29 protein-coding genes are annotated in these 25,238 nt (G+C 74.6%); 14 read left to right on the top strand and 15 right to left on the bottom strand.

Translation table 11 applies throughout. The features are described from left to right. Positions 1 to 259 precede the first annotated feature (259 nt). From LPA27_RS00540 to LPA27_RS00580, 9 genes are all read left to right on the top strand, one after another. Positions 260 to 1,735 (top strand): DUF1800 domain-containing protein, encoded by a 1,476-nt coding sequence (locus LPA27_RS00540; RefSeq protein WP_228941113.1) that lies wholly within the window; start codon positions 260 to 262, stop codon positions 1,733 to 1,735. An 11-nt stretch (positions 1,736 to 1,746) separates the two neighbouring features. After that, positions 1,747 to 3,048, top strand: a complete 1,302-nt coding sequence (locus LPA27_RS00545; RefSeq protein ID WP_228941114.1) for a DUF1501 domain-containing protein — start codon at positions 1,747 to 1,749, stop codon at positions 3,046 to 3,048. A 68-nt stretch (positions 3,049 to 3,116) separates the two neighbouring features. Beyond that, a complete protein-coding gene (locus LPA27_RS00550; protein ID WP_056865779.1) occupies positions 3,117 to 3,521 on the top strand; it encodes a DUF2237 family protein in 405 nt (134 codons plus the stop codon). A gap of 97 nt (positions 3,522 to 3,618) precedes the next feature. After that, complete coding sequence (locus tag LPA27_RS00555) at positions 3,619 to 3,981, top strand: WXG100 family type VII secretion target (protein ID WP_228941115.1); 363 nt, start codon at positions 3,619 to 3,621, stop codon at positions 3,979 to 3,981. Then, positions 3,978 to 4,274, top strand: coding sequence for a WXG100 family type VII secretion target (locus LPA27_RS00560; protein WP_228941116.1), 297 nt, complete (start codon positions 3,978 to 3,980; stop codon positions 4,272 to 4,274). The genes LPA27_RS00555 and LPA27_RS00560 overlap by 4 nt, the downstream gene beginning before the upstream one ends. Continuing rightward, on the top strand, positions 4,271 to 5,701 hold the full coding sequence (locus LPA27_RS00565) for an RNase A-like domain-containing protein (protein ID WP_228941117.1): 1,431 nt from the start codon (positions 4,271 to 4,273) through the stop codon (positions 5,699 to 5,701). The genes LPA27_RS00560 and LPA27_RS00565 overlap by 4 nt, the downstream gene beginning before the upstream one ends. Positions 5,702 to 5,724: 23 nt before the next feature. Next, positions 5,725 to 6,021: a contact-dependent growth inhibition system immunity protein gene (locus tag LPA27_RS00570; RefSeq protein WP_228941118.1), complete on the top strand. Its 297-nt coding sequence runs from the start codon at positions 5,725 to 5,727 to the stop codon at positions 6,019 to 6,021. A gap of 11 nt (positions 6,022 to 6,032) precedes the next feature. Continuing rightward, positions 6,033 to 6,407: a contact-dependent growth inhibition system immunity protein gene (locus tag LPA27_RS00575; RefSeq protein WP_228941119.1), complete on the top strand. Its 375-nt coding sequence runs from the start codon at positions 6,033 to 6,035 to the stop codon at positions 6,405 to 6,407. Then, positions 6,404 to 6,709, top strand: coding sequence for a contact-dependent growth inhibition system immunity protein (locus tag LPA27_RS00580; protein ID WP_228941120.1), 306 nt, complete (start codon positions 6,404 to 6,406; stop codon positions 6,707 to 6,709). Before LPA27_RS00575 ends, LPA27_RS00580 begins: the two co-directional genes overlap by 4 nt. Before the next feature lie 24 nt (positions 6,710 to 6,733). Here LPA27_RS00580 and LPA27_RS00585 read toward each other — a convergent pair whose 3' ends face one another. The 5 genes from LPA27_RS00585 to LPA27_RS00605 form a co-directional block, all read right to left on the bottom strand. Next, positions 6,734 to 7,540 (bottom strand): PT domain-containing protein, encoded by an 807-nt coding sequence (locus LPA27_RS00585; RefSeq protein ID WP_228941121.1) that lies wholly within the window; start codon positions 7,538 to 7,540, stop codon positions 6,734 to 6,736. A 105-nt stretch (positions 7,541 to 7,645) separates the two neighbouring features. Continuing rightward, positions 7,646 to 7,978 (bottom strand): TraR/DksA family transcriptional regulator, encoded by a 333-nt coding sequence (locus LPA27_RS00590; RefSeq protein ID WP_228941122.1) that lies wholly within the window; start codon positions 7,976 to 7,978, stop codon positions 7,646 to 7,648. Next, complete coding sequence (locus LPA27_RS00595; RefSeq protein ID WP_228941123.1) at positions 7,975 to 8,661, bottom strand: DUF6629 family protein; 687 nt, start codon at positions 8,659 to 8,661, stop codon at positions 7,975 to 7,977. The genes LPA27_RS00590 and LPA27_RS00595 overlap by 4 nt, the downstream gene beginning before the upstream one ends. Positions 8,662 to 8,746: 85 nt before the next feature. Then, positions 8,747 to 9,412, bottom strand: coding sequence for a SprT-like domain-containing protein (locus LPA27_RS00600; protein WP_056904869.1), 666 nt, complete (start codon positions 9,410 to 9,412; stop codon positions 8,747 to 8,749). Between the two features lie 154 nt (positions 9,413 to 9,566). After that, a complete protein-coding gene (locus LPA27_RS00605; RefSeq protein ID WP_228941124.1) occupies positions 9,567 to 9,743 on the bottom strand; it encodes a hypothetical protein in 177 nt (58 codons plus the stop codon). A 17-nt stretch (positions 9,744 to 9,760) separates the two neighbouring features. On the opposite strand from LPA27_RS00605, the gene LPA27_RS00610 reads away from it, so the two are divergent. Continuing rightward, entirely contained in the window at positions 9,761 to 10,381 is a 621-nt protein-coding gene (locus tag LPA27_RS00610; RefSeq protein WP_056904870.1) for a hypothetical protein, read from the top strand. 24 nt (positions 10,382 to 10,405) lie between these two features. Here LPA27_RS00610 and LPA27_RS00615 read toward each other — a convergent pair whose 3' ends face one another. From LPA27_RS00615 to LPA27_RS00635, 5 genes are all read right to left on the bottom strand, one after another. Beyond that, positions 10,406 to 10,888: a winged helix-turn-helix domain-containing protein gene (locus LPA27_RS00615; RefSeq protein WP_228941125.1), complete on the bottom strand. Its 483-nt coding sequence runs from the start codon at positions 10,886 to 10,888 to the stop codon at positions 10,406 to 10,408. A 55-nt stretch (positions 10,889 to 10,943) separates the two neighbouring features. Then, positions 10,944 to 11,939 carry an aldo/keto reductase gene (locus LPA27_RS00620; protein WP_228941126.1) on the bottom strand — a complete coding sequence of 332 codons (996 nt, stop codon included), beginning with the start codon at positions 11,937 to 11,939 and terminating at the stop codon, positions 10,944 to 10,946. Positions 11,940 to 12,001: 62 nt separating this feature from the next. Further along, the gene (gene rlmC / locus LPA27_RS00625; RefSeq protein ID WP_228941127.1) at positions 12,002 to 13,126 is read right to left on the bottom strand and encodes a 23S rRNA (uracil(747)-C(5))-methyltransferase RlmC; all 1,125 of its coding nucleotides are present in this window, start codon (positions 13,124 to 13,126) and stop codon (positions 12,002 to 12,004) included. Positions 13,127 to 13,157: 31 nt separating this feature from the next. Further along, entirely contained in the window at positions 13,158 to 14,192 is a 1,035-nt protein-coding gene (locus LPA27_RS00630; RefSeq protein WP_228941128.1) for a hypothetical protein, read from the bottom strand. Positions 14,193 to 14,404: 212 nt separating this feature from the next. Then, a complete protein-coding gene (locus LPA27_RS00635; RefSeq protein WP_228941129.1) occupies positions 14,405 to 14,962 on the bottom strand; it encodes a C40 family peptidase in 558 nt (185 codons plus the stop codon). A 385-nt stretch (positions 14,963 to 15,347) separates the two neighbouring features. Here LPA27_RS00635 and LPA27_RS00640 point away from each other — a divergent pair, with 385 nt between their 5' ends. Next, on the top strand, positions 15,348 to 15,755 hold the full coding sequence (locus tag LPA27_RS00640; protein ID WP_056904876.1) for a VOC family protein: 408 nt from the start codon (positions 15,348 to 15,350) through the stop codon (positions 15,753 to 15,755). A 24-nt stretch (positions 15,756 to 15,779) separates the two neighbouring features. Here the strand turns inward: LPA27_RS00640 and LPA27_RS00645 are convergent, their stop codons facing one another. Beyond that, the gene (locus tag LPA27_RS00645) at positions 15,780 to 17,432 is read right to left on the bottom strand and encodes an alkaline phosphatase D family protein (RefSeq protein WP_228941130.1); all 1,653 of its coding nucleotides are present in this window, start codon (positions 17,430 to 17,432) and stop codon (positions 15,780 to 15,782) included. A gap of 205 nt (positions 17,433 to 17,637) precedes the next feature. Here LPA27_RS00645 and LPA27_RS00650 point away from each other — a divergent pair, with 205 nt between their 5' ends. Further along, positions 17,638 to 18,300, top strand: coding sequence for a hypothetical protein (locus tag LPA27_RS00650; protein WP_228941131.1), 663 nt, complete (start codon positions 17,638 to 17,640; stop codon positions 18,298 to 18,300). Between the two features lie 55 nt (positions 18,301 to 18,355). On the opposite strand, the gene LPA27_RS00655 is transcribed toward LPA27_RS00650, so the two are convergent. From LPA27_RS00655 to LPA27_RS00670, 4 genes are all read right to left on the bottom strand, one after another. Further along, positions 18,356 to 19,510 carry a magnesium and cobalt transport protein CorA gene (locus LPA27_RS00655; protein ID WP_228941132.1) on the bottom strand — a complete coding sequence of 385 codons (1,155 nt, stop codon included), beginning with the start codon at positions 19,508 to 19,510 and terminating at the stop codon, positions 18,356 to 18,358. A 304-nt stretch (positions 19,511 to 19,814) separates the two neighbouring features. Then, positions 19,815 to 21,191, bottom strand: coding sequence for an NAD-dependent succinate-semialdehyde dehydrogenase (locus LPA27_RS00660; protein WP_056904877.1), 1,377 nt, complete (start codon positions 21,189 to 21,191; stop codon positions 19,815 to 19,817). A gap of 166 nt (positions 21,192 to 21,357) precedes the next feature. Beyond that, entirely contained in the window at positions 21,358 to 22,317 is a 960-nt protein-coding gene (locus tag LPA27_RS00665) for a nuclease-related domain-containing protein (RefSeq protein WP_228941133.1), read from the bottom strand. A gap of 122 nt (positions 22,318 to 22,439) precedes the next feature. Continuing rightward, the gene (locus LPA27_RS00670) at positions 22,440 to 23,738 is read right to left on the bottom strand and encodes a T3SS (YopN, CesT) and YbjN peptide-binding chaperone 1 (RefSeq protein WP_228941134.1); all 1,299 of its coding nucleotides are present in this window, start codon (positions 23,736 to 23,738) and stop codon (positions 22,440 to 22,442) included. 182 nt (positions 23,739 to 23,920) lie between these two features. Between LPA27_RS00670 and LPA27_RS00675 the strand changes: the two genes are divergently transcribed. Both LPA27_RS00675 and LPA27_RS00680 read left to right on the top strand, forming a co-directional pair. Beyond that, entirely contained in the window at positions 23,921 to 24,784 is an 864-nt protein-coding gene (locus LPA27_RS00675; RefSeq protein ID WP_228941135.1) for a tryptophan 2,3-dioxygenase, read from the top strand. A 170-nt stretch (positions 24,785 to 24,954) separates the two neighbouring features. After that, on the top strand, positions 24,955 to 25,107 hold the full coding sequence (locus LPA27_RS00680) for a hypothetical protein (protein ID WP_228941136.1): 153 nt from the start codon (positions 24,955 to 24,957) through the stop codon (positions 25,105 to 25,107). The last annotated feature ends 131 nt before the right edge of the window (positions 25,108 to 25,238 follow it).

Consider the following 25,238-nt stretch of genomic DNA (forward strand, 5'->3'; position numbering starts at 1 on the left):
TCGCGACGCTCCATGCGCCGTTCGGCGACACCGGTGCCACGAACGGCTCGACCGCACCCCACCCACCTCCTGCGGGTGACCCGACCGGGCCACCCGGGCATGGCCCGTCCGGGCCATGCCGCCCGCCTGACGGCCCCTTCTGGGGCCGATCCCTCCGCCTCGGCGCGTCGCGGCCGAAGATCACCGTGTCGCCCCCCTCGACAACCCCCCTGCAGCACCCCCGCGCCATCACCCGCACCCCCGCCGCACCACCCCACGGATGAGGACCCCCCGCCTCGTGAGTGCCACCTACGCCCCCGGCCGCTACGCCCGCACGCCCGTCCTGGGCGCCGGCGCCCGCCATCTGGTCACCCGCTTCTCCTACGGCGTCACGCCCGAGCTCACCGCCGAGGTCAAGGCCGCCGGCGGCGGCATGGCGTGGTTCCGCGAGCAGCTCGCCACCGCCGACTCCGCCCGCGCCGAGGCCCTCGCCGACTGGTGGCCCGACCTCCACCGCGGGCCCGCCGACCTCTGGCAGCGCCAGATCACCGACGTCCGCGGCACGTGGGAGGTCATGTACGACTACGCGCGCCGGGCGATGGCGCGGCGCATCACCTCGCGCCAGCAGGTGCTCGAGGTGATGACGGAGTTCTGGGAGGGCCACCTCCACGTGCCGGCGATCGGCGACGCGCAGGCGGTGTGGCGCGCGCCCTACGGCGAGATCATGCGGCGCCACGCGCTCGGGCGCTTCGACGAGATGCTGGTCGAGGCGATCACCCACCCCTCGATGCTGATCTTCCTCGACGGCGCGACCTCCACCAAGGCCCACCCCAACGAGAACCTCGGCCGCGAGCTGCTCGAGCTGCACACCCTCGGGGTCGGCAACTACACCGAGGACGACGTCAAGGCCTCCGCGCGGATCCTCACCGGCTACCGCGTCGACCTGTGGCGCACCTGGGCCGCCACCTACCGCCCCGAGGACCACTGGACCGGGCCGGTGCAGGTGGCGGGCTTCAGCCACGACAACGCCGCCGCCGATGGGCGCGAGGTCGTGCGGGCCTACCTCGTGCACCTGGCCCACCACCCCGCCACGGCGCGGCGCATCGCGCGCAAGCTGGCGCTGCGCTTCGTCAGCGACACCCCCAGCGACGCGCTGGTGGAGAGGCTGGCCGCGACCTACCTGGCCAACGACACCGCCATCAAGCCGGTGCTGATGAAGCTGGTCAACAGCCGCGAGTTCCGCACCTCGCGGCGCACCAAGCTGCGCGACCCCGCCGAGGACGTCGTCGCGACCTACCGCGCGCTCGGCCTGCCCCTCGAGCCGCCCAGCGACGGCGAGGCCGCCGCCAACGCCATGATCTGGCAGTCGGAGACCATCGGGCTCAAGCCCTTCGCCTGGCCCCGCCCCGACGGACAGCCGCTCACCAACGCCGCCTGGGACTCCCCGGCCCGCGCCCTGGCCTCGATGGCCATGCACTGGTCGATGTCGGGCGGGTGGTGGCCCGAGCACGGCACGACCTACAAGAAGCCCACCGAGTGGGTGCCGGAGTTCCCGATCGTCTTCCGCGACCTGGTCGACCACATGGCCCGCCGCGTGCACGCCCGTCCGTCCTCCGCCTCGCTGCTCCAGGGCGCGTGCACGGCCACCGGCATCGCCCCCGACGCCACCATCACCGCCGACCACGCGCTGATGAAGTGGCACTTTCCGCGCCTGCTCGCTGCTCTGCTCGACCACCCCGACCACTACCTCCGGTGAGCGTGACGACGATGACGACTGCTGCTGCCCGCACCGCCTCCCGCACCGGCGACCCGTGCGGGTGCCCCGACTACGCCGCCGCCACCGCGCTCTCGCGCCGCGGCTTCCTGCGCGGGCTGGGGCTCACGGGCGCGGCGTACGCCGTGGGCTCGGCGATGGTCACCTACGGCGCCGCGCCGGCCATGGCCGCCGGGGTCGCGCCGGCGCCGAACGGCTCGGTGCTGGTCGTGCTGTCGATGCGCGGTGCCGCCGACGGGCTCTCCCTCGTCGTGCCCCACGGCGACCCGGCCTACTACGCCGCGCGCCCCCGCATCGCCGTGCCCGCGGCCAAGCTGCTGGGCAAGGACGCCTTCTTCGGGCTGCACCCCAACCTCGCGCCCCTGCTCCCGATGTGGCAGTCGGGAGAGCTCGCCGCCGTGCACGCCACGGGCATGGCCGTGGTCAACCGGTCACACTTCGCGGCCATGGAGCTGGTCGAGGACGCCAACCCGGGCTCGAGCGTGCGCAGCGGCTGGCTCAACCGCCTGCTCGGCGGCCTCGACGGCGACTCGCCGCTCCAGGGCGTCAGCATCGGCTCCTCCTCCCCACCGGCCTCGCTCTACGGCGAGCAGCCGATCATGTCGCTGCGCAACATCTCCGACGCCGTCGTCGCCGGGAACGACCAGTGGGACACCGACCAGGCCCGGCTGCGCTCGCTGTCGCAGATGTGGGGCTCCTCCACCGCCCCGATGGCCCGTGGCATGCGCTCGGCGATGGCGGCCGTGGCCGACCTCGGCCCCGTGCGCGCCGAGCCGGAGAACCGCGCGGCCTACCCCGACAGCGACCTGGGCCGGGCGCTGGCCGCCGTCGCCCGCACCATCCGCGGCGACGTCGGCGTCTCCCTGGTCACCGTCGACCAGGGCGAGTGGGACATGCACGCCGACCTCGGCACCCTCGACTGGGGCGCGATGAAGTACAACGCCAACGACCTGGCCACCGCGATCGCCGCCTTCTTCGCCGACCTCGGCTCGATGCGCGAGAGGGTCACCCTGCTGACCATCTCGGAGTTCGGCCGACGGGTGTCGGAGAACTCCAACTACGGCCTCGACCACGGCTGGGGCAACGTCATGTTCCTCGCCGGCGCCGGGGTCAAGGGCGGGCGCTACTACGGCCGCTGGCCCGGTCTGGAGAACTCCCTCGACGCCGACCTCACCGTCACCACCGACTTCCGCTCGGTGCTCTCCGAGGTCGTCCTGTCGCGCACCGACGCCTCCGCCGCCCAGGTCTTCCCCGGCTTCACCCCCGAGCCGGTCGGGGTGATGGTCGGGCGCTGACCGTGACAGCGGGGGGCGGTCTCCGCGAACCCTGTCCGCGGAGCCACCCGACCTGCGACAGTGACGCCATGCGACCCGAGGGCACACCGGAGCTCAACGTGCTCGGCGGCGAGCTCGAGCCGTGCGGCACCGAGCCCATGACCGGCTTCCACCGCGACGGCACGTGCACCTGCGGCCCGGCCGACGTGGGCCTGCACGCGGTGTGCACGGTGATGACCGAGGAGTTCCTCGCCCACCAGCGCTCGGTCGGCAACGACCTGGCCACCCCGCGCCCCGAGTGGGGCTTCCCGGGGCTGCACCCCGGCGACCGCTGGTGCGTGGTGGCCGTGCGCTGGCTCCAGGCGCTCCACGACGGCGTCGCGGCCCCCGTCGTGCTCGCCGCGACCAGCGAGCGGGCCCTCGAGATCATCCCCCTCGACGCGCTGCGCTCGCAGTCGGTCGACGTGCCGGCCGACCCCGGCGACCTCGTCTGACCCCTCCCGCGGGGTTTTCCACAGATCGGCGACCGGGGCTGTCGCGGCGCTCCCCCTCGGGTCAGGGTGGTCCTACGACGACCTCTCGGGAGATCCGATGCACCTCGACGCCCCCGCCGGCCCCGCCGGCACGCTGGCCCTCGACCACGCGGCCACCGAGGCCGCGGTCGCCGACCTGCGCGACACCGCCGCCGACCTCGCCCGGTCGCGGGCCCGCCTCGGCCGCGAGGTCGACGGGCTCCTCGACGCCGTGTGGCGCGGCCGGGCCGCCGACTCCTTCGCGGTCGCCTGGGCCGACTGGGCCGGGGCGGCCGACGCGGTCGTCGCGGCCCTCGACGAGACCGCCGACCGGATCGCGCGGCACCACCGCGACGTGACCGACCTCGACGTCGGTGTGGCCGACGGACTCGCAGCGCTGGCGGCCCGGCTCGACGGGAGCGGCGTCGGAGGCTCCCGGTGAGCGGCTTCCGGGTCGACCTCGCGGAGCTCCAGCGGGTCGTCGACGCGGCCGGTGCGACCCAGCGCGAGCTCGACGCGGCGCTCGACCGCGTCGCGGCCCGGGTGGCGCGGTTGGACGCCGCGTGGACGGGCGCCGCCGCCGATGCGCACGACCAGGCGCATGCGCGCTGGGCCGCGGCGTACGAGGAGATGCGGGGGGCGCTCGCCGACCTGCGCACGGCTGCGGGCCTGGCCCACGACCGCTACGAGGCGGCGGTCGCCTCCAACCTCGCGGCCTGGGGGGCCGTGCGGTGAGGATCGACGTCGACGGCGCGGGCTTCCTCACCGCCGAGCACGCCCTGGCCACCGGCAACCGCCGCTGTGCGGAGCACCTCGACGACCTCACCGACGCCCTCGCCGGTCTCGGCGGCATGGCCGGCGACGACGCCACCTCCGCCGACTTCGCAGCGGCCTACGACACAGCAGCCGCCGAGGTCGTCGCCGGGCTCGGCGACTGCGTGACGGCGCTGGCCTGCCTGGGTCGGCTCACCGCGACGTCACGCGCCGAGCACGAGCGGGCCGAGGCCGGGGCCGTGCTCCGCGGCGTGGTGGTGCCGGGGGCGGTCGTCGCGCCCGACGGCGAGGTCTCCCCCGCCGGCGGGCCGGGCGACCTGGGCTGGGTCGCGGCGATGCCCTCGCCGCCGCCCACCGCCCTCGGCGGTGACTGGTCGGCCGTCCCCACGGGGCTGGGCTGGGTGATCGACCTGATCCAGGGCTTCGCGTGGCCCAGCGCCGACGTCGGCGAGCTGCGCACCGCGGGCGCCACGTGGGTCGACTGCGCGCGCGCCGTCGCCGACCTGACCTCCGACTGCGGCGCGGCGGTCCGGGGCCTCGAGGGCGAGGTGTCCCCCGAGATCCCGCTCGCCGTCGACGCCTGCCAGGAGGTCTCCGACCAGCTCGCCGCGATCGCCGAGGAGGCCTACGGTCTGGGCCGAGCCTGCGAGCAGTACGCCGACCAGGTCGAGTCCCACCGGGCCGAGGTCGTCGCCCTCGTCGTGCAGCTGCTGGCCGAGACCGTCGTCATCCAGGGCGCCGGCATGCTCCTCAACTCCGTCACCGGCGGAGGCGGCACCGTCGGCGCCACCGCCCTCACCGGCACCCGCGTCGCCGCCATCACCCCCGACGTCCTCGCCGTGGCGGCCCGGCTGCGGGCCGCCAACGAGGTGCTCGCCGCCTCCGTGCGCAACGCCGCCGTCCGCGTCACCATCGCCCGCGGCCGGCTGGAGAAGTTCCGCTACGCCCGCTCCGGTGGGCTCTCCGACGAGGCGGGGCAGATCCGGGTCGTCGCTCCCAGGCCCTGGGACCCCGGCCCAGGGTGGCTGCGCACGCACGAGGTGCGCGGGTCGCACACGATCGAGCGGCACGTGGGCCGCTCGACCGACTGGCTCCAAGGACGACTCGACCGCGAACCGACACGCTCCATGGTCGGGTCCTTCGACGACCTTCCCACGGCCGAGGCGATCCTCCACCGGGTCCTGTCGAAGCACAGCGCCTCGATCGACGATTGGCTCCGCGGTAGCGACGCCACATGGACCTACCGAGGCGTGATGGACGATGTCAGCGGGACAGTCCTGCACCGCGGGGGGCTCCTGGAACGAGTCAGGGGACTCCGGATCGTCCTGCGTCGGGACCCAGAGATGCCTCAAGGTTTTCGTATCCTGACCGCCTTCCCCGAGCCCTGAGAGGCCGCCGCATGCACCCTGCTGTGCCCACCCTGTCCGAGTTCGTAGCTGGCTTCCTGCACCAGGACTGGCCCGATGATTTCGCGACTGTCGACGACGTCGCCCGTGAGTACCTGGCGTTGGAGCCGCACAAGGCGAGCACCCTTGCCAGGGACGTCCGGACCCTTCTCGACGGCGACCACTCCGAGGACGACCTCCGCCGCATCCTCGAAGGGCTCGGTTCTCAGTACTGGCCCCCGGGCGACGGCATCACGCATCGGGAGTACCTCCAGGGCCTGTTGGGTATCGCCGAAACAGGCGGGCCCCCCAGCAGGGAGTGACAGGGATGCTCGTGGACCCAGCAGATCTGCCGACACTGCGAGCCTGCTTCGCCACCTACCTCTACCAGTCCTGGCGCCAGGAGTTCGCCCACGTCGACGACGCCGTCCGGGCCTTCCTCGGTGACGCACCAGGGCGAGCCGCCGCGCTCGCGGACGAGGTACAGGTCCTCCTTGCGGCCACCACTGATGAGGCCGAGTTGGACGCATGGTCGACGGCCGCGGGGGCCGACTACCTCCCCTCCGACGACGGCCGGACATTCCGGGGCTGGCTGGAAGCCGTCGCCGTCACCGCTCGTGGCTTTCACACTCCGGCGACCCCCTCCCCCGGGCTGGGCCTCCCGTCCATCGGTCCGCCGCACCCTAGCGGCGTCGAGGAGGACCGATGAGCGCGTTCGAGCTGCTCGGCGGGGCGTACTTCTACCAGACCTGGAGCTATGACTACCCGACGCCGGAGGCGGTGGTCGCTCACTTCCTCGACGACGAACCCGAGTCCGTGGTCGAGTTGCTGACAGAGGTCGACCGACTCATCGCCTCCGACCTGAGCGAGAGTCAGCTCGACGACGTCCTGGACAAGGCCGGCTTCTGCTACTCGCCACGTCTGGACGGGCGGACCAACCGCGGCTGGCTGGAGGTCGTCGCCGCGATGTCGGCCCGCCGCGTCCTCCGGCTGCCGCCCGAGCACGACTGAGGGGCTCGGCCCCTCGAGGAGCGGTCAGGAGGTCGGCGTCGGAGTGGGGACGGCGCTGGGGGTCGGGGTGGTGGAGGGCGCCGTGGTCGGCTCCTCGGTCGGCTCGTCGCTGGGCTCCTCCGTCGGCTCCTCGGTCGGCTCCTCGCTCGGCTCGGCGGTCGGGTCGTCGGTGGGCTCGGCCGTGGGGTCGGCGGTGGGGGTGGAGGCGTCGGACGGGTCGCTGCCCTGGCTGGGGTCCCGGGTGGGCTCGTCGTCGCCGGCGGACGAGCCGCCCGTGAGGCGGGAGATCGTGGTGCCGCCGTCGCGGTCGCTGCCGCCGGTGTAGCTGGAGACCGAGCGTCCCGAGACCACCTCGAAGAGCGACAGCGCCACCATGACGACCAGGAACATGCCGGCGGCCAGGATCGCGATCCGCTTCCACGGCAGGCCGGCGAGCCGGTCGCGCCAGCCGGTGCGCGACTCCAGCACGGCCTCGTCGAGGCCGGCCTTGGCCTCGGCGAGCTTCTCGTCGGCGTGGTCCAGGTGGGCCTCGACGGCCGCGGTGTCGGCGTCGCTGCGCCCGGCGCGGCGTACCTCCGCCTGCGCGATGCCGACCTTCGACAGGGCCGCCTCCTGGGCCTTCGCGGCCGCGGCACGGCTGCGGGCCAGACCCTCGGAGTAGAGGGCGGTGCCCACGGTCGCGGCCACGGAGCCGACCGCGGCGCCGATGAGGGTGCCGGCGGCACCCAGGGTCGAGAGCAGCACCGCGGAGGACACTGCGGCGAGCGCACCGGCGGCGGTCTTCAGCCAGTCGATGTCGAGCTTCTGGGGTGTGGGGGTCTCGTCAGCCATACGTCTCCCAGTATGGAGCCGACGCCGCGACTCCCAACCCCGTGCGCTGTGTCGATCGACACGGGGCCCGGCGCAGCCCGGGCGCGTCGCGCCGGTGGACCGGGGTCAGGCGCAGGTCACGCAGGTCCGCGCCGTGGGCCGTACGTCGAGCCGCTCGGCCGGGATCTCGCTGCCGCAGCGCTCGCAGCGGCCGTAGTCGCCGGCGGACTCCCGGGCCAGGGCGGCGTCGACCTCGTCGAGGTGGTGGCGCGCCTGCCTGGCCAGCGCGTCGACCTGGGAGCGCTCGAAGGCGATCGTGGCGCCCTCGGGGTCGTGCTCGTCGTCGGCGTTGGTGTCGCGGGAGGCCTCGACCACGCCGCGGTGGTCGCCATCGAGGTCGCGCAGCCGCGAGGCCACCCGCTCGCGCTCGGCCAGCAGCCGCTCGCGCGGGCCGCTCACCGGGCGGCGTCCGTGCGTGGCTGCAGGCTCTCCCCGTCACCGCGCGGGTCGGCCCCACGCTCGACCCGCGCGAGGTGCACCAGGATCAGCACCGAGGAGACCGCGGCCCAGACGCACCACAGCGAGGCGAAGGCGTCGGCGTAGGCGTAGCCGACGACGAGCAGGCCGACGAGGTTGGCCAGGCCGAAGGCCGTGATCCAGCGGTGGCCGGCCAGGACGCAGGCGCCGACCACGGCCACGATGTAGAGGCCGGTGGAGATCTCGGGCTCGCCCAGGCCGACGTAGTAGACGATCGCGTGGTCGCGCACCGTGGTCCGCACCCCGCCCGTCCACAGGTGCCAGGCCATGTAGGCGCCGACGGCTCCCCCGAGCGCCACGAAGGGCGCGACGAGACCGCGCCGGTCGGGCCGGGCGACCAGGAGCACCGCCAGCGGGAGGTAGAGCGGCAGGAAGGGCAGGGCGAAGACGACGTAGGCCAGCGCGGCGCGGTGGGCGGTGGTGTCGGAGACCAGCCCGTCGGCACCGGCCCAGACCAGGGCCTCCACCAGCTGGTGGACCGCGAAGAGCACCGGGAGCGCGGCCAACGGCAGCTCGCGGGGCGCGCGCACCTCGCGCAGGGCCAGCGCGCCGAGGGGCAGGACGACGGCGCCGGCGACGAGGTCGGCCTGGAGGGAGAAGCACACGCGACCAGTGGAGCACCCGGGCCGCGCCGTGGTGCTCACCCGGGGGGAGACCGGCGCGGCGACCGGGGCGGCGAGCGCCGCCGGGTCAGACCGACTCGACCCAGGCGAAGGGCACGCGCAGCACCGCCCGGCCGGCGCGCAGGTGGTAGCTCGTGCGGCCGACCTTCACCACGACACCGACCCGGCCGTGGTGCTCCCCCGCGACCGTGACCCGCACCCGGGAGCCGACCGGCAGCCGGGTGGGTCGACCGCCCGTGCGCAGCAGGGCCAGCTCGGCCTCGTAGTTGGGGTGGTGCACCGCCGGGCGGCCGTGGTGGGTCCAGGTCAGCACGTGGGCGAGGTCGAAGCGGCGTGAGCAGCGCCCGCAGGTCATGACCCGCTCGGGGCGGCGGTGGCGCCCCGAGGTGTGTCCCGCCGCGCACACCCCGAGCCAGGCCGGCTCGACGCCCGGGGCGTCGGCGGGCACGCAGCGACGCCCCGAGGAGCCCAGCGCGAGGGCGGTGCGGCGCCAGGTCTCGTCGTGACCGTGGCGCGGGCCCACCAGCGCGTGGGCGATCTCGTGGAGGATCGTGTCGCGGACCTCGGCCTCGGAGTGCAGCACCGTCAGCGGGGCGCTGAGCCCGATCACCCGCGGCCCGAAGCGGCACACCCCGGCCCGACGCTTGGCGGAGTCGAGCTCCACGCGCCACCCCGGCGGCCCGTGTCGCTCGAGCAGGTGCTCGGCGAGGGCGAAGGCATCGCTCAGGTCCATGGCAGGACCGTACGTCGCGACGCCGACAGGCGGGCGGGGCGATCCACAGGACACCGGCGACCGGGGGGACCTGCCGGTGCCGGCCGGGCCGGACCACGCGCACCACGGTTTCGCTAGCGAAACAGGCTCAGTCGGCTCGTTCGGCCCCGTCGGCTCAGTCGGCTCGTTCGGCCCCGTCGGCCTGGGCCAGCCGCTCGTGCAGCCGGGCGCGGACCTCGTCGGCGCCGAGGGTCGACCGGCGCCGCTGGTCGCGCACGACGACCACCCCGGTGGCCGCGACCCCGGCGAGCCCGGCGACGCCGAGCAGCCTCCACACCTTCGTCGACCTCATCGAGCAGACTCCTCCTCATGTCCTCGCCGTCCGCCCCGCTGTCCCTCGACGAGGCCGTGGACCTCACGCGCACCGGCGACCTGTGGCTCTTCCGCGGGCGCTCCACCGCCGACCACGCTATCCGGGTGCTGACCAACGCGCCGGTCAACCACGTCGGCATGGCGGTCGTGCTCGATGACCTGCCGCCGCTGATGTGGCACGCCGAGCTGGGCAAGGGCCTGCGCGACGTGTGGACCGGGCAGCACCAGCGCGGGGTGCAGCTGCACGACCTGCGCGAGGCGGTGCAGCAGTGGTGCGGGCGCTACGAGCAGCGCGCCTGGCTGCGCCAGCTCGACACCGCGGTGACCCGCGAGATGGAGGACGCCGTGCTGCGCACGGTCGCCCGCCTCGACGGCACGCCGTTCCCCTCGACGGTCGCGCTGGCCGGGCGCTGGGCGCGGGGCCGGATCCGGCGGGCCGCCCCGGCCGAGCTGACCTACTGCGCCGAGGTGGTCGCCGCCACCTACACCGCGATGGGGCTGCTCGACGACGACCGTCCCACGAACTTCTACGACCCGGGCATGTTCTGGTCGGGCGACGAGATGGGGCTGCTGCGCGGCGCGCGGCTCGGCGACGAGATCGCCGTCGCCGTGCCCTGAGCGGCGCCCGGCCGCGCGGCGGGGTCAGTCCAGGGCGTCGGCGGGCAGCTCGGCGCCGCGGTCGGTGAGCTGCCACACGCCCGGGCGGGGGGCCACCAGGAAGCCGTCGTCGGCGAGCTCCTTGCGCGCCCACCGCACGGCGGTGCGCCAGCGCACCTCGCCGGTGGGGCCGACCTCGCGGTCGCCCTCGCGCAGCACCTCGGCCATGCGCTCCTCGAGCTCGAGCATCACCAGCTCGGCCTCGCGCTCCCCGCCGACCTCCTGGAGCACCCGGATGATGTAGGGCTTGAAGTCGTCCTGGTGGGTGCGGCGCCGCAGCTTGGCCGGTGCAGCAGTCGGCTTGGAGGAGCCCGGCACCCGCGCGGTGGACCCCGAGGGCGCCGCCGTGCTGCGGCGGCGCACCGGTGTCGCCTGGGGTGGCGCCACGGGCTCGGGGGGACGCTTCGGCATCCCGTGCACACAGGTGCTCAGCGGCAGGTCACACAGCTCGCAGTAGTCCTCGGCCACGCCCCCGACCGTACGTCGTGCCCGCCGCTCCCGGCCACACGGGGCCCGGGCAGGATCACCAGCGGTGGTGCACCTGGGCGCGGAAGCGCGCGTCGTAGAGGTCGCGGACGCCCTCGAGCAGGGCGGGGGCCAGCGGGGGCAGCGCGCCGGCGGCGGCGTTGGCGCGGGCCTGCCCGGGGTTGCGGGCGCCGGGGATGACGGTGGTGACGCCGGGCTGCTGCCAGACCCAGGCCAGGGCGACCTGGGCGGGCGTGGCGCCCTCGGGGCCGTGCTCGGCGACCAGGGCGGAGAACTCCTGGGCGGCCCGCACGCCGGTGGCGAAGTCGACCCCGGAGAAGGTCTCACCGACGTCGAAGGCGCTGCCGTCACGGTTGTAGGTGCGGTGGTCGTCGGCGGCGAAGGTGGTGGTCTCGTCGTAGGTCCCGCTGAGCAGGCCCGAGGCCAGCGGCACGCGCGCCAGGATGCCGACGCCGGCCTCCTCCGCGGCGGGCAGCACGGCGTCGAGCGGCTTGAGCCGGAAGGCGTTGAGGATGATCTGCACGCTGGCCACGTGGGGGCGCGCGATGGCGTCGAGGGCCTGGTCGGTGGTCTCGACGCTGAGGCCGTAGGCGGCGATCGCCCCGTCGGCGACGAGGGTGTCGAGGGCCTCGTAGGTGGCGTCGGCGGTCACGGTGGCCGACGGCGGGCAATGCAGCTGCACCAGGTCGAGCCGGTCGACGCCGAGGTTGCGGCGCGAGCGGTCGACCCACCCGCGGAAGTGCTCGAGGGTGTAGCTCTCCGGCACCTGCTCGGCGCGGCGGCCCATCTTGGTGGCCACGGTGAGCGCGGCGTCGGGGTGGTCGGCCACGAAGCGGCCGATGACCTGCTCGCTGCGGCCGTCGCCGTAGACGTCGGCGGTGTCGAACAGCGTCACCCCGGCCTCCAGGGAGGTCTCGAGCACGGCGCGGGCGTCGTGCTCGCTCACCTCGCCCCAGTCGGCGCCGAGCTGCCAGGTGCCGAGTCCGACGGTGGAGACGTCACGGCCGGTGCGGCCCAGGGTGCGGTGGTCCATGGCCGCGACTCTAGCCACGCCGGCCCACGCCCCCGACCCGTCGGCGACCCGTCGGTGACCCGTCAGCGGCGCTCGAGCAGCACCATCACCTCGTGGTGGGTGGTCTGGGGGAACATGTCGAACAACCGCGCCCGGCGCGGGGCGAAGGACGGCAGCGCGGCCAGGTCGCGGGCCAGCGAGACGGCGTTGCAGCTGGAGTAGACGACGTGGCCGACCCCGGAGCCCTCCAGCCACGCGCACAGCTCGGGCCCGACGCCGCGCCGCGGCGGGTTGAGCACCACCAGCTCGGGGCCGGCCTCCTGCGCCTGCGCCCACGTCGTGGCGTCGGCGGCCTCGAAGCGCAGGCCCGGCAGCCGGGCGTACTCGGCGGTGGCGCGGGCGGCGGCGACCGCCTCCTCGCTGACCTCCACCCCGGTGACCAGGCGCCCGGGGGCCGCGACGTGCAGCGCGAAGCCGCCGACCCCGCAGTAGAGGTCCCACACCGAGGCCGGGGCGATCTCCTCGACCCAGTCGCGGCCCTGGCGGTAGAGCGCGGCCGCGACCTCGGTGTTGGTCTGGAAGAAGCCCTGGGGCCGCAGCCGCAGGGTGAGCCCGTTGACCCGCATCGCCAGCGTCTCGCGCGGGCTCAGCGCGATCTCGCGCTCGCCCTCCAGCACGGCCTTGTGCTCGGGCTGCACGTTGGCCGAGACCACCACCAGCTCGGGCAGCGCGGCGTGGAGGGCCGGGAGGTGCTTGCGGATCCGGGTGACCGGCTCGGTGGAGCGCAGCACGAAGCGCACCATGAGCTCACCGTCGGGCGAGCGGGTCACGAGCAGGTGCTTGAGCTCGCCGCGCCGCGTCGCGAGGTCGTACGGCGCCACCGCGGCGCGGGTGACGAAGTCGGCCAGGGCGGGCAGGGCGGCGGCCAGGCCGGGCTCGTGCAGGCCGCAGTCGCGCAGGTCGACGCCGGCCCCCGACGGGTCGAGGATCCCCAGCGTCGGGGCCTCGAGCGTGCCGGCGACCACCATCTTGGCCTTGTTGCGGAAGCCCTCCTCGCGACTGCGGTGGGGCTCCAGCCACGTCAGGTCGGGCCACGCGGCCAGCAGCCCGCGGCAGTGACGCTGCTTGGCGGCGACCTGGTCGTCGTAGGCCTGACCCATCCAGGCGCACGAGCGGCAGCGACCCGCGTCGAAGTGGTGGCACTGCACGGGGCGAGGCTACGGGCCGGGCCCGCAGGGGTCAGCGCTGGGCGGGCTGCCGGGTGGACTGCTGGGTGGGCTGCTGGCTGGGCTGCTGGGTCGGCTGCTGGCCGGGAGCCACGGTGACCGTGGTCGGCTCGGAGACGCTGCCCTCGGCCAGGGGCCGGTCGGCGAAGCGCCAGCGGTAGGTCGTGGTCTGCTCCGGGGTGACGGTGACCGTGGCGTCGACGGCCTCGGCGGGGACGACCTGCACGGTCTCCCAGCCGCCGGCGACCTGGCGCTCGAGCACGAGCGTGCCGCGCACGACCGGCTCGCCGGAGCCGTCGCGCAGGACGCCGGTGAGCACCGTGCCCCTCGGGGCCGGGCGAGCGGCCATGACGGTCGTGGTGGTCAGGCCCTCGAGGTCGTAGGTGGTCGTGCCGGTGGCGTCGCCGACGCGCAGCGCGTCGAGGGCGAAGCGGTTGCCGTCGCAGCCGAAGCCGACCGTGCGGAAGCCGGGCCCGTCGCCGCGCTCGGCGATCATCGCCGCGAGCGTCGAGGGGGCGGCGGTGGCGCCGCCGACGGCGCGGCGGGTGGCCATGTCGTAGCGCGACCAGGTGTAGGTGAGGCCGGTGGTCTCCACGCCGGTCCACGCCCCGGCGGGCGCCGAGACGTCGGCGCGGCCGAACCAGTAGGTGGTGGTGCCGAAGTCGGCGGGCTCCTGGTAGCCCACCCACGCGACGCCCGCGGCGCCGCGCGGCGCCTGCACCGAGAGGCCGGAGGTCGTGGTCGAGGCCATCGAGCGGGCGTAGCTCAGCGAGCCCAGCGCCGTGCCGCCGGCGAGGTCGTAGCGCAGGCTCCGCTCGCCCGCGGGCGCCTGGTCGGGGCCCAGCCCGACGAACGGCTGCGGCACCTCGGCCGTGCGCTCGTAGAGCCGCGCGCACCCGACGTACGACAGCTCGATCGGGCCACCCACGGGCAGGTCGGTGCCGCGCACCACGACGGTGGCGTCGCCCGCGGCGGAGGCCGGGGAGGAGAGCGAGGGCACCAGGAGCGCGCCCAGCACGCCGAGGACCACTCCGGACCTGACCAGCACCTGCCGCACCTGCTGCCTCCGCGCACACGAGACCGAGAGCCGGGTGGGGGTGCCCGGTCCTCGGAGTCTAGGGCGGTGCACCCCCCACGTCTGCGGGAGCCGGCGAACTGATGCCCACATCTGGGGAAACACCCCCCTCCGGGCGAGCGCCGGAGGGGGGTGCACCGCGGACGAGTGGCCCCGACTGGTGGGCCGGGACGGGCCTGCCGGGCTCAGCGCACCCGGCCGAAGAACCGCTGGTCGGTCCAGATCTTCGTGCGCTCGACGTCGGCCTCGGAGTTGGCGGCGTTCCACATGTAGCCGTCGCCGGCGTAGATGCCGACGTGGTAGACCCCGCCGCCGTCGTAGAAGAAGACCAGGTCGCCGGGGCGGGCCTCGGCGGGGGTGACGCGCTGGGTGCGGTCGACCTGGGCCGCCGAGGAGTGCGGCAGCGCCTCGCCGACGGCGTTGCGGAAGACGAACTGCGTGAAGCCCGAGCAGTCGAAGGCGTCGGGCCCGGCGGCGCCGTAGCGGTAGACGTCGTCGGCCTGGGCGCGGGCCACGCCCAGGATCCGCTCCGCACGGGTCGGGCCGTCGTCACGGCGGGCGTCGGCGGTCCGGGTGGTCCCGGTGGCCTCCGTGGTCTGGGCGGCCTGGGTGGTCTGGCGCTCGGCCGGTGCCGCGTCCGCGGCGCGGGCGGTGTCGAGGGTGAGCCCGGTGCCGAGCACCGTGCTGGTGGCCATGGCGGCGACGAGGGTCGCCCCGAGGGTGCGCATGCGGGTGTGGGTCATCGGTGGTCCTCAGGCATCGCCTGCGGAAGGGGTCCTGTCGGGTTCGGGCGCCTGTGCCCGGCCGGCGCTCCCTCGCGGTCGCTCCGGCTCCACCCCGAGCCGCGGCCTGCGCCGCGGCGTCCTGCTCGGTTCTCCCGCGCCCGTCACTGCGTGCTGCTGGGGTCACCCCGGCGCCGTGACGGGCCTCGGCTCGGGCCGGGTGCCTCCGGTGTGCCGGAGGAGGCACCGAGGCTGCCACGGCCCCCCGGGTGCCGATCAAGCCGACACCCGGTGACCCTTCTCACCGCCGCCCGGCGTCACGCCGATGACTTCGCAGGACACCACCGGTCTGCACCTCGACACACCGGTCCCCGCGACCGCCCGACCACCGCCCTGAGGAGCCCCGATGCCGGTCCTGCTGAACCCCTACCTCCACCTCCACGGCACCGCCCGCGAGGCGATGACCTCCTACCAGTCGCTCTTCGGCGGCGAGCTCGACGTGATGACGTTCGCGCAGATGGGCGAGCAGGGCGAGCACGCCGACCTGGTCATGCACGCCATGCTGCGCGGCGAGCACGGCGTCACGCTGATGGCCGCCGACGTCCCGCCGGGCATGACCGTGACCCCCGGCGACACCGTGACCCTCAGCCTGAGCGGCGACGACGAGCCCCGGCTGCGAGGCTGGTTCGAGGCACTGGCCGAGGGCGGCCAGGTGCACGTGCCGCTGGAGCGGCAGGTGTGGGGCGACGTCTTCGGCCAGTGCGCCGACCGCTTCGGCGTCACGTGGCTGGTCAACATCGCGGCCCCGGCCTGATCCGGCGCGGCACGACGTACGCCGCTAGCGCTGCGGCTCGAGGTCGCGGCTGAACAGCACCGCGCCGGACTGGTCGCGCAGGCTCATGGTCAGCAGCCCGGCGCGGTCGATCGCGGCGTGGCCGAAGAACTGGTTGCCCGCCCGCGGCGACTCCCCCGGCGTGCCCGCGACCTTGCTGAAGACCACCTCGGGCCCGAAGGTGCCGTCGAGGTCGTTGGGTCCGAAGGTGCCCGAGGCGATCGGCCCGGCCACGAACTCCCAGAAGGGGTCGAAGTCGGTGAAGCCGGCGCGTGCCGGGTCGTAGTGGTGGGCCGCGCAGTAGTGCACGTCGGCGGTGATCCACACGGTGTTGCGCACACCGTGGCGCTTGAAGGCGCTGAGCACCTCGGCGATCTCCTGCTCCTTGCCGAGCGGGGCGCCGGGATCGCGGTTGGCCAGGCCCTCCTGGGCGCTGCCGTCGGGCACGACGAGCCCGATCGGCAGGTCGGCGGAGATCACCTTCCAGGTCGCGGTCGAGCGGCGCACCTCCCGCACCAGCCAGTCGAGCTGCTCGCGGCCCAGGACGCCGGTGCGCTCCTGCTCCAGTCCGGGGGTGTTGGGGTCCTTGAAGGTGCGCATGTCGAGGCAGAAGACGTCGAGGTGGGCCCCGCGCGAGACCTTGCGGTAGATCCGGGCCTCGGCGAAGCCGCTGCCGCGCCCGTGGGCGCGGGGGTCGGCGATCGGCTGCCACTCCTGCCAGGCGCGGCGGGCGCGGGCGGCGAGCACGTCGACGCGACGCTCGGCGGTGTAGCGCTCGTCGGTGAGCACCTCCCCGGGCCACCAGTTGTTGGTGGTCTCGTGGTCGTCCCACTGCGCGACGACGGGGGTGTCGGCGTAGAAGGCGCGCACGTTGTCGTCCATCAGGTTGTAGCGGTGGCGCCCGCGGAACTCCGCGAGGGTCTCGGCGACCTTGGTCACCTCGGGGATGACCAGGTTGCGCCAGACCTGCCCGTCGGGCTCGACGACCTCCGCGGCGATCGGGCCGTCGGAGTAGACGGTGTCGCCGGCGTGGACGAAGAGGTCGGGACGCGTGGCGTGCATCGCGGCGTAGCCCCGCAGCCCGCCGAGGTCGGGGTTGATCCCCCAGCCCTGGCCACAGGTGTCGCCGGTCCACACGAAGCTGGTGGCCGCCGGGCGCAGCGACGGGGTCGTGAACCGCGCGACCCGGGCCTCGCCGCGCCGGCCCTGCTCGTCCTCGAAGGCCAGCTCCGCCTCCCACTCCCGGCCCGGGGCGAGCCCGTCGAGGGCGATCTTGGCGGTCAGGTCGGAGGCGTCGGTGGCCCAGGGACCGCGGACGACACGGCGTCGTCGACCGCTGCGCAGGTGGGCCACGAGCCGCCCGCGCCCGCTCGAGCGCGCCCACAGCACGGCGGTGCGCGGGGTGACGTCACCGCTCTGCACGCCCGAGGGCAGCGTCAGGCGTCGCGTCACCAGCCCGCCGGCGGACGCGGCCTGCCGCGCCTGCGGCGAGGTGGCCGCCACCCCGCTCGTGGCACCCAGCGTGGTCAGCGCGCCGGCGGTGAGCGCGCCCGCGCGCAGCAGCGAACGGCGGCCCACCGGCGTGGAGGTGGCACTGCCGGCCGGGCTGCTGACGGGGCTGCTGGAGGGGCTGCTGGAGGGGCGTCCGAGATCGCTCATGCCCCGAGGCCACACCACCGAGGTGGCGCGGGGTGGTCCTGCGGGTGAACCTCGCCGGTCGCCTCCGGAGGGGGCCCGGCACGCACGTGGGCCGACCGGCGCATTCGGTGCGACTGGCGTCCTCGCCGTACAGTCGAGGGTGAGGGAGCCGGGGCACGGCGCCGCGCGACCACGCCCGACACGTGCCAGCTCCAGTACGGACGTCATGAGCCTCGAGACGACGACCCCTGCCAGCCCGACCGACGTGGAGCCCGACGAGGCCCTCGAGGACGACCGCGACGAGACGGAGACCCCGGACCCGGAGGAGACCTCCGAGCCGGAGGCGCCCGCCGAGCCCGTGACCGCCGCCGAGGGCGAGGACGTCTGGGTCACCGCCGCGCGCCCGGTGCTGACCGAGGTGGCCGGCACCTACCACGGCCTGATCACCCACACCGAGTTCGCCGGGCGGCTGCAGGCCGACACCGGCGTGCGCACCCGCAGCAACCCCAGCAACTGGATCGGGCGCGTGCTGGCCCGCGTCGCGGCCGAGGTCCACGCCGCCGGCGAGCCCCCGCTGACCGCCCTGGTGGTCCACGGCGTGCACGGCACCGTCGGCGAGGCCTACGACGAGGTGCTGCGCCTGCAGGACGCCGACCCGATCAGCGACCCGCTGGCCCGCGAGAAGCACGCCGCCCTGGCCCGCATGGAGTGCTACCGCTGGGCCGACGCCACCCTCCCGGCCGACGGTGGCAACGCCGCGCTCTCCCCGCGCTACGACATGGTCGTCACCCGCGAGCGGAAGAAGAACCGCGAGGAGGCGCAGCCCGACATCTGCCCCACCTGCTTCATGGCCATCCCGCCCACCGGCGAGTGCGACAACTGCGCCTGAGCACCACCCCGGCGTGGTCCGCCGGCGTCCGCGGGTCTGCTCAGATCCAGTCTGCTCAGATCCAGCGGCGCCGGCGGAAGACCACGTAGAGCACGACGCTGACCATGAACATCATGACCACGGCCATCGGGTAGCCGAAGCGCCAGTGCAGCTCGGGCATCGAGTCGAAGTTCATGCCGTAGACCGTGCCGACCAGGGTCGGCGCGAAGAGGATCGCGGCCCAGGCCGAGATCCGCTTGACCTCCTCGTTCTGGGAGATGCTGACCTCGCTGAGGTTCTTCATCTCCTCGTTCTGCTGCTGGGCCACGAGGGTGGCGTTGACGGTGAGGATGTCGCGCAGCAGTTGACGCAGGCCGTCGACCTTCTCGGTGACGGTCACGAGGTGGTCCTCGACGTCGCGCAGGTAGCGCTGGAGCTCCTCGTCGGTGCGGTACTTCGCGAAGCCCAGGGTCAGGCGCCGCACGACGGTGAGCAGCGGGCCGGTGGCCCGCTGGAACTCGATGACCTCGCGGGTCAGCTCGTAGATGCGCCGCGAGACGCCCGGGTCGCCGGTGAAGACCTGCACCTCGATCTCGTCGATGTCGTTCTCCAGGCCCGCGACGACCGGGGCGTAGCCGTCGACGACCCGGTCGAGGATGGCGTAGAGGATCGCCTCGGGTCCCAGCCGCAGCAGGTCGGGGTTGCTCTCCAGGCGGCGGCGCACGGCGGCCAGGTCGGGGGCCTCGCTGTGGCGCACGTTGACCACGAAGTCGGGGCCGACGAAGACGTGCACCTCGCCGAACTCCACCTCCTCCGTGGCGTCGACGTACCTCGCGGCGCGCAGCACGACGAAGAGGGTGTCGTCGTAGCGCTCCAGCTTGGGACGCTGGTGGGCGAGGATCGCGTCCTCCAGCGCCAGCTCGTGCAGGTCGAACTCCTCGGCCAGCGAGGCCAGGTCGTGCTGGTCGGGGCGGTAGAGCCCGATCCAGGCGATGGCGCCGTCGTCGGGGGCCTCGTCGCCGCGCTCGCGCAGGCAGCGGTAGGTGTCGGCGAGGCTGCTCAGCGACTCGACGCGGTCACCGTCGACGTAGACCGCGGCGTCGACGAGGGTCTCGTGGCCCACCCGCGCGCCGTCGGGGGCCGACGGGGCGGACGGCGCTGCGGGCGCGGGGTGGGGCGCACGACGACGGCCGGCGAGGTGGCGCAGGGGCAGGAACGGGCGCTCGGACATGACGGGAGACTCCTCCGCGGACGGGCTGCGCCGGGCGGTGGGCGCGGCGGGCGGGGCTGCCTCAGGCAGCGGGACGGGGACGACTGGGAGGTTCACCGCTCACGGCGACCACCTCCCCCGTCCGTCTGCGCCACGCCCGTGGCTCGTCTGTCTCAGCGTCCACGATAGGCCGCGGCGCGGCTGCGCGGAAACCGCCGCTGCCGCTCCCGCACGCCACGCGGGGCCGGCCGGACGGTGTTCGTCCGACCGGCCCCGTGCGGTCGTGCGCCGTTCACCCGCGGGTCTGCGGGGCGGCCTCCCCGGGTCAGCCCTGGGGGGTGTAGATGAGCTTCTTGTTGACGAACTCGTCGATGCCGTAGGGGCCGAGCTCCCGGCCCACGCCCGAGCGCTTGGTGCCACCGAAGGGCAGGTCGGCGGCCGTGCCCTGGGCACTGTTGATCCACACCATGCCGGTGTCGAGCTGGTCGGCGACCTGCTGGGCCTTCTCGACGTCGTCGCTCCACACCACGCCGCCGAGGCCGAAGGAGGAGGCGTTGGCCAACTCGACGGCCTCCGCGGCGTCGGCCACGCGGTAGACGACGGCGGCGGGTCCGAAGAGCTCCTCGCCGTAGGCCCGCATGTCGGGGGTGACGTCGGTCAGCACCGTGGCCTCGACGAAGGAGCCCGGGCGGTCGACGCGGTTGCCGCCGGTGCGCACGGTCGCGCCCTTGGCCTTGGCGTCCTCGAGCTGCTCGACCAGGGTCTGCGCGGCGCCCTCGGAGGACAGCGGGCCGAAGCCGGTGCCGTCCTCGAAGGGGTCGCCCGGCTGCAGGGCCGACATCCTCTGCGTGAACTGCTCGACGAAGTCGTCGTAGAGGTCGTCGACCACGATCATCCGCTTGGCGGCGTTGCAGGCCTGTCCGGCGTTGCCCATGCGTCCGCGCACGGCGGTCTTGACCGCCGCACCGAGGTCGGAGGCGTCGAGCACGATGAAGGGGTCGGAGCCGCCGAGCTCGAGCACGACCTTCTTGAGGTTGCGGCCCGCGACCTCGGCCACCGCGGCGCCGGCGCGCTCGCTGCCGGTGACCGAGACACCCACGACGCGGGGGTCGGCGATGATGTCGGCGGCCTGGTCGTTGGTGGCGAAGAGGTTGATGTAGGCGTCGGCCGGCAGGCCGGCGTCGTGGAAGATCTGCTCGATCGCCAGCGCCGACTCCGGGCACTGCGGGGCGTGCTTGAGCAGGATGGTGTTGCCGATCATCAGGTTGGGCGCGGCGAACCGGGCCACCTGGTAGTACGGGAAGTTCCACGGCATGATCCCCAGCAGGGCCCCCACAGCCTCCTTGCGCACGACCGCGTTGCCGCCCATCGACGGGCTCAGCGGCTCGTCGGCCAGCAGGCCCGGGCCCTCGTCGGCGTAGTAGCGGAAGATCGAGGCCACCAGCTGCAGCTCGCCCTTGCCCTCGCGCAGCGGCTTGCCCATCTCGCGGGCGATGATCGCGGCGAGGTCGTCGATGCGCTCGTCGAAGAGATCGGCCACCTTGTGCAGCACCGCGGTGCGCTCGGCCTTGTCGGTGGTGCGCCACTGGCCGTACGCCGCGTGGGAGCGCGTCAGCGCGTCCTGCACCTCGGCATCGGTCGCCGTCGGGTACTCCTTCTCGACCTTGCCCGTCGACGGGTTGACCACCTGGTAGTCGCTCATCTCGCGTCCTTTCCGTGCCGCCGGCGATCACGCCGCACCCTCGTTGGTGCCGCGCTCACCGGCCTCATCGACGGTAGTCCGCGCGCAGCACCGCGCAAGGGCCCGACGGGGTGGTCGCAGCCACGCCCACCCGGCCCGCCGGCGGGCCGTGTCGCCGGCCCCCCTCTCAGTCGCTGCGACGGGGGCGCTGCGCCGGCTGCACCGCGTCGGCACCGCCCCGGGCCGCACCCGCCCCGGCACCGTCGGGCCCGCCGCCGGACCGACCGCCCGTCGTCCCGGTGCGACTGCGGTCCGGGGCCGACGGCTCGTCGGCGTCGCCAGCAGACGAGAGGTAGACCCCGCCCAGGGCCCCGACGACCAGGGTCGCCGCCAGGGCGGCCAGCGAACGGCGGGGACCCGACGGGCCGGGGCGCGGCGGCGCCGTCGTCCTGCCCGGACCGGAAGTCCGGGCAGGCGGCTTCTTCCGGCGCGCGGCCGACCCCCCGGCTCCGAGCGACACGGGCCCGGTCGACTCGGTCTTGGTCGACTCGACCTCGTTCGCCACGGGCGCGTGCGACGCGGGCCCGGTCGCCCGTGGCATAGCGCGCAACGCGTCCCAGATCTGGCGGAGCTGATCGCGCTCGAGCACGGTCGGTCGTGAGAGGAGCATCTCGGTCAGCGTCGACGTCGAGCAGACCATGACGTCGCGGGCCCAGCCCTCGACCCGCTCCTCGCGGACGAAGCACAGCACCGGCACGGCCAGCTGCGAGCTGACGTGCGGTGTGGCCAGACTGACGGCGATGGCCGCCTCGGCGGCAGCGGCGACCTCCCGCTCGCGCTTCCACCCGCCCTGCCGCAGGACGTCGTCACGCACCTCGACCACCCCCGACCAGTTCTTGGTGTCGACGACGAAGACCCCGCCCGGGCCGAGGACCACGTGGTCGACGTTGGCGAGCTTGCGACCCGGCCACCGGATGTCGTGGAACGCCGTCCACTCCGCCGGGAGCGTCGCGAGCACGTCGGCGGTGGCGCGCTCACCGGCGGCGCCGCGCTCCCACCTCTCCGCGGCGCGCTCGAGTCGGGCGATCTTCTCCCGGTGGCGGCGGGCCACGGCCTCGGCGGACTCCCCGGCGGACGGGTCGGTCATGGTGCTCCCTCGTGGCCTGCGCGGCCGTCGACGTCAAGGTAAAGACGTCATCGGCAGCCGCCCAGCAGGGTTGAGGAACCGCAGGCGCCCCATCGGGGGGCGTCTCCTCGGGCCGTGCCTCCTCAGGCCCAGCGCGCCTCCTCCCCCGGGTCGAACAGCTCGAGCCCGGGATCGTCGTCGGGCAGCAACGAGAGCTGGCGCTCGCGCCTCCGGGCCACCACGGGACGCGGCGGGGCGGACTCGCGCTCGCGGGACTGACGCCACACCACCAGGCGCAGCGCAGCGCGCAGCCCGGCGAGCAGCTCCTCGACGTCGACGCCGGTCACGTCGAGGTGGCCGGCACGCACACCCACGAGGTGGGCCACGATGAGGCGCCGGTCGTGGTCGAACAGCTCGGCCACCAGCTCCGGGGCGACCCGGGCGTCGGCCATGAGCTCGACCACGGCGGCCAGGGGCGTGGCCTCCGCGAGGTCGACGGCTCCGGGCCCGAGGCGTGCCAGGCGCTCGAAGGCCGCCGTGCGGGCTGCCGGCGCCGGCTCCGTCGGCGGCTGGAGGTAGCGCCGGCCACCGAGCCGCGCCACGGTGTCGCGCGCGGCCTCGTCGATCTCCTGCATGATCCGCGAGAGCACGACCCGCAGCTGCATGGGCGCGAAGGGCAGGGCGTGCAGGTCGTGGCCGAACTCGATCTCGCCCTCCACAGCCCGCAGCTGCAGGAACGGCATGCGCGCGGCGAGCAGGGCGACCTCGCGCAGCGCTGCAGCGTGGTCGGGCAGGTCGACGGCCAGCCACCCGAAGAGGCGCACCACCGGCACGTCGTCGAGGACCCGCACGAACACCGTCGACAGGCCGACCCGGACCGGCACGTCGCCGTCCTCGTCGCGCTCGAGCTCCTCACCCTCCGACATCTCCAGGAGCACCTCGTCGACCATCTCCTGCAGGTGCTCGACGCCCTCGGGCATCGTGGCCAGCGGGGCCGGTGACGTCCGTGGCGGCTCCTGCCCGCCCGCCGACCGGAGGCCCCGGAGGTCGAGATCGGTCACGAGGAACGCCGGGTCAGGACAGCCGAGGACCTCGATGAGCGTGCACACGGCCAGCGCCGCCAGCTCGTCGGCTCTCGCTCGCGGGCGGTCGAGGAGGCCCCGGACCGCGGCGTCGACCTCCTCGCCCGGCTCCGCGGCGGGGTCGAGCCACCCGAGGTCGAGCAGACCCCGGCGGACGGCCGCATCGGCGCCTGCACCCGCCACCAACTCCGCCCGCACCATGCCCGCGCCCCACCCGGTCAGCCTGACACCGGGCCTCTGGCCCGTGTCCGTGTCCACGACCTCGAGCCCGAGGGACACCACCTCGCCGTCCCCGAGCTCGGCCAGCCGGTCGCCCAGTCGCCGGCGGAGCTCCCGCCACGATCCCGTCAGCTGCGTCACCGCACGCCCCGTCCCCGTCGCGCCGCGACCCGGTGCCGCTGCGATGCCCGTCACGCTAGGGCCGACCACCGACAGTCGGGGCCTGCTCGGTCCGGCGGCGTGGCAGGCTCTGGCACGGCCGCCTCCGTGTGACGTGGCCGCGGCCACCGACCCGGGGGTCGACCCCGACCGGAGGAGACCCGATGGCCCTGGAGCACGGTGAGCGACCCCTCGAGGAGGGCATCCGCACCGACCTGCACGAGGCGCTGGACTACGGCACCTACCTCGACCTCGACCGGCTGCTCTCCGCACAGCACCCGGTCAGCGACCCGGTCCACCCCGACGAGCTGCTCTTCATCGTCCAGCACCAGACCACCGAGCTGTGGTTCAAGCTCGTCCTCCACGAGCTGCGCGGCGTGCGCGGCTACCTCGAGGCCGACGACGTCGACCGGGCCCGCAAGGCGCTGGCCCGGGTCAAGCACATCTTCCGCACCCTCACCGAGCAGTGGTCGGTGCTGGCCACGCTCACCCCCAGCGAGTACGGCGGGTTCCGCGACGCCCTCGGCCCCTCGTCGGGCTTCCAGTCCCACCAGTACCGCGGGGTGGAGTTCATCCTCGGCAACAAGAACGCCCGCATGCTCCGCGTCTTCGACGCCAAGCCGACCGTGCGCGCCGATCTGCAGGACCTGCTCGACACCCCCACCGTGTACGACGCCCTGCTGGCCTTCCTGGCCCGTCACGGCCACGACGTGCCCGCCGACGTCCTGGGCCGCGACGTCCGCGAGGCCTGGGTCGAGCGGCCCGACCTCGTGCCGGTGCTCGCCGCCCTCTACGACGACCCGCGCACCCACTGGGAGGGCTACGCGATCTGCGAGGACCTCGTCGACCTCGAGGACGCCTTCCAGCTGTGGCGCTTCCGCCACCTGCGCACTGTGCAGCGCACCATCGGCTTCAAGACCGGCACCGGCGGCAGCTCCGGCGTCGGCTTCCTCCAGCGGGCGCTGGAGCTCACGTTCTTCCCCGAGCTCTACTCCGTACGCACGGGCATCGGCGGCGGCCCGTCGTGACGTCGCCGCGGCCGCTCCTCGCTGCGGTGTGGGTGGTCACCGGCAGCCTGGGCGGCTACCTGCTCATCGACTGGGGCCCCACGTGCGACACCACGTAGGCCGGCACCTGCGCGCGACTCACCGGGTGGGCAGCGCACGTCTGCGGCGGAACGTTCCCCTTCACGCCCACCGTGCTCGCCTTCACCACCACCGGCTTCCTGGCCCTCGCCCTGATCGTCCAGCGGCCGGCCGGGAGCCGCGGCACCACGGCCCTCGGCCTCACGGTGGCGGCCCTGCCGCTCGTGACCACCCTGTCCCTGTGGGGGCTCGCCCAGGTCCCGTGACGGTCGGGATTCCTGGGGACGGCTCGGTCGCCGCTGCACCGCGCAAGCCCACCGTCACCGCACAGCAGCCGGGCTCCGTCGCGTCCGCAACGGCCACCGGCCCGGCCCCTCCGTGCAGGAGGGACCGGGCC

This window comes from Nocardioides sp. Leaf374, from assembly GCF_916862475.1.
GTDB lineage: Bacteria > Actinomycetota > Actinomycetes > Propionibacteriales > Nocardioidaceae > Nocardioides > Nocardioides kribbensis.

What these genes read in the sequence shown, in the direction of transcription:
- LPA27_RS00580 (WP_228941120.1), top strand. Translation starts at nt 6,404, where the DNA reads ATGAGCGCGTTCGAGCTGCTCGGCGGGGCGTACTTCTACCAGACCTGG.
- LPA27_RS00675 (WP_228941135.1), top strand. Translation starts at nt 23,921, where the DNA reads ATGGCCCTGGAGCACGGTGAGCGACCCCTCGAGGAGGGCATCCGCACC.
- LPA27_RS00655 (WP_228941132.1), bottom strand. Translation starts at nt 19,510, where the DNA reads ATGTCCGAGCGCCCGTTCCTGCCCCTGCGCCACCTCGCCGGCCGTCGT.
- LPA27_RS00650 (WP_228941131.1), top strand. Translation starts at nt 17,638, where the DNA reads ATGAGCCTCGAGACGACGACCCCTGCCAGCCCGACCGACGTGGAGCCC.
- LPA27_RS00585 (WP_228941121.1), bottom strand. Translation starts at nt 7,540, where the DNA reads ATGGCTGACGAGACCCCCACACCCCAGAAGCTCGACATCGACTGGCTG.
- LPA27_RS00550 (WP_056865779.1), top strand. Translation starts at nt 3,117, where the DNA reads ATGCGACCCGAGGGCACACCGGAGCTCAACGTGCTCGGCGGCGAGCTC.
- LPA27_RS00540 (WP_228941113.1), top strand. Translation starts at nt 260, where the DNA reads ATGAGGACCCCCCGCCTCGTGAGTGCCACCTACGCCCCCGGCCGCTAC.
- LPA27_RS00600 (WP_056904869.1), bottom strand. Translation starts at nt 9,412, where the DNA reads ATGGACCTGAGCGATGCCTTCGCCCTCGCCGAGCACCTGCTCGAGCGA.
- LPA27_RS00640 (WP_056904876.1), top strand. Translation starts at nt 15,348, where the DNA reads ATGCCGGTCCTGCTGAACCCCTACCTCCACCTCCACGGCACCGCCCGC.
- LPA27_RS00555 (WP_228941115.1), top strand. Translation starts at nt 3,619, where the DNA reads ATGCACCTCGACGCCCCCGCCGGCCCCGCCGGCACGCTGGCCCTCGAC.
- LPA27_RS00665 (WP_228941133.1), bottom strand. Translation starts at nt 22,317, where the DNA reads ATGACCGACCCGTCCGCCGGGGAGTCCGCCGAGGCCGTGGCCCGCCGC.
- LPA27_RS00610 (WP_056904870.1), top strand. Translation starts at nt 9,761, where the DNA reads ATGTCCTCGCCGTCCGCCCCGCTGTCCCTCGACGAGGCCGTGGACCTC.
- LPA27_RS00635 (WP_228941129.1), bottom strand. Translation starts at nt 14,962, where the DNA reads ATGACCCACACCCGCATGCGCACCCTCGGGGCGACCCTCGTCGCCGCC.
- LPA27_RS00545 (WP_228941114.1), top strand. Translation starts at nt 1,747, where the DNA reads ATGACGACTGCTGCTGCCCGCACCGCCTCCCGCACCGGCGACCCGTGC.
- LPA27_RS00645 (WP_228941130.1), bottom strand. Translation starts at nt 17,432, where the DNA reads ATGAGCGATCTCGGACGCCCCTCCAGCAGCCCCTCCAGCAGCCCCGTC.
- LPA27_RS00620 (WP_228941126.1), bottom strand. Translation starts at nt 11,939, where the DNA reads ATGGACCACCGCACCCTGGGCCGCACCGGCCGTGACGTCTCCACCGTC.
- LPA27_RS00660 (WP_056904877.1), bottom strand. Translation starts at nt 21,191, where the DNA reads ATGAGCGACTACCAGGTGGTCAACCCGTCGACGGGCAAGGTCGAGAAG.
- LPA27_RS00605 (WP_228941124.1), bottom strand. Translation starts at nt 9,743, where the DNA reads ATGAGGTCGACGAAGGTGTGGAGGCTGCTCGGCGTCGCCGGGCTCGCC.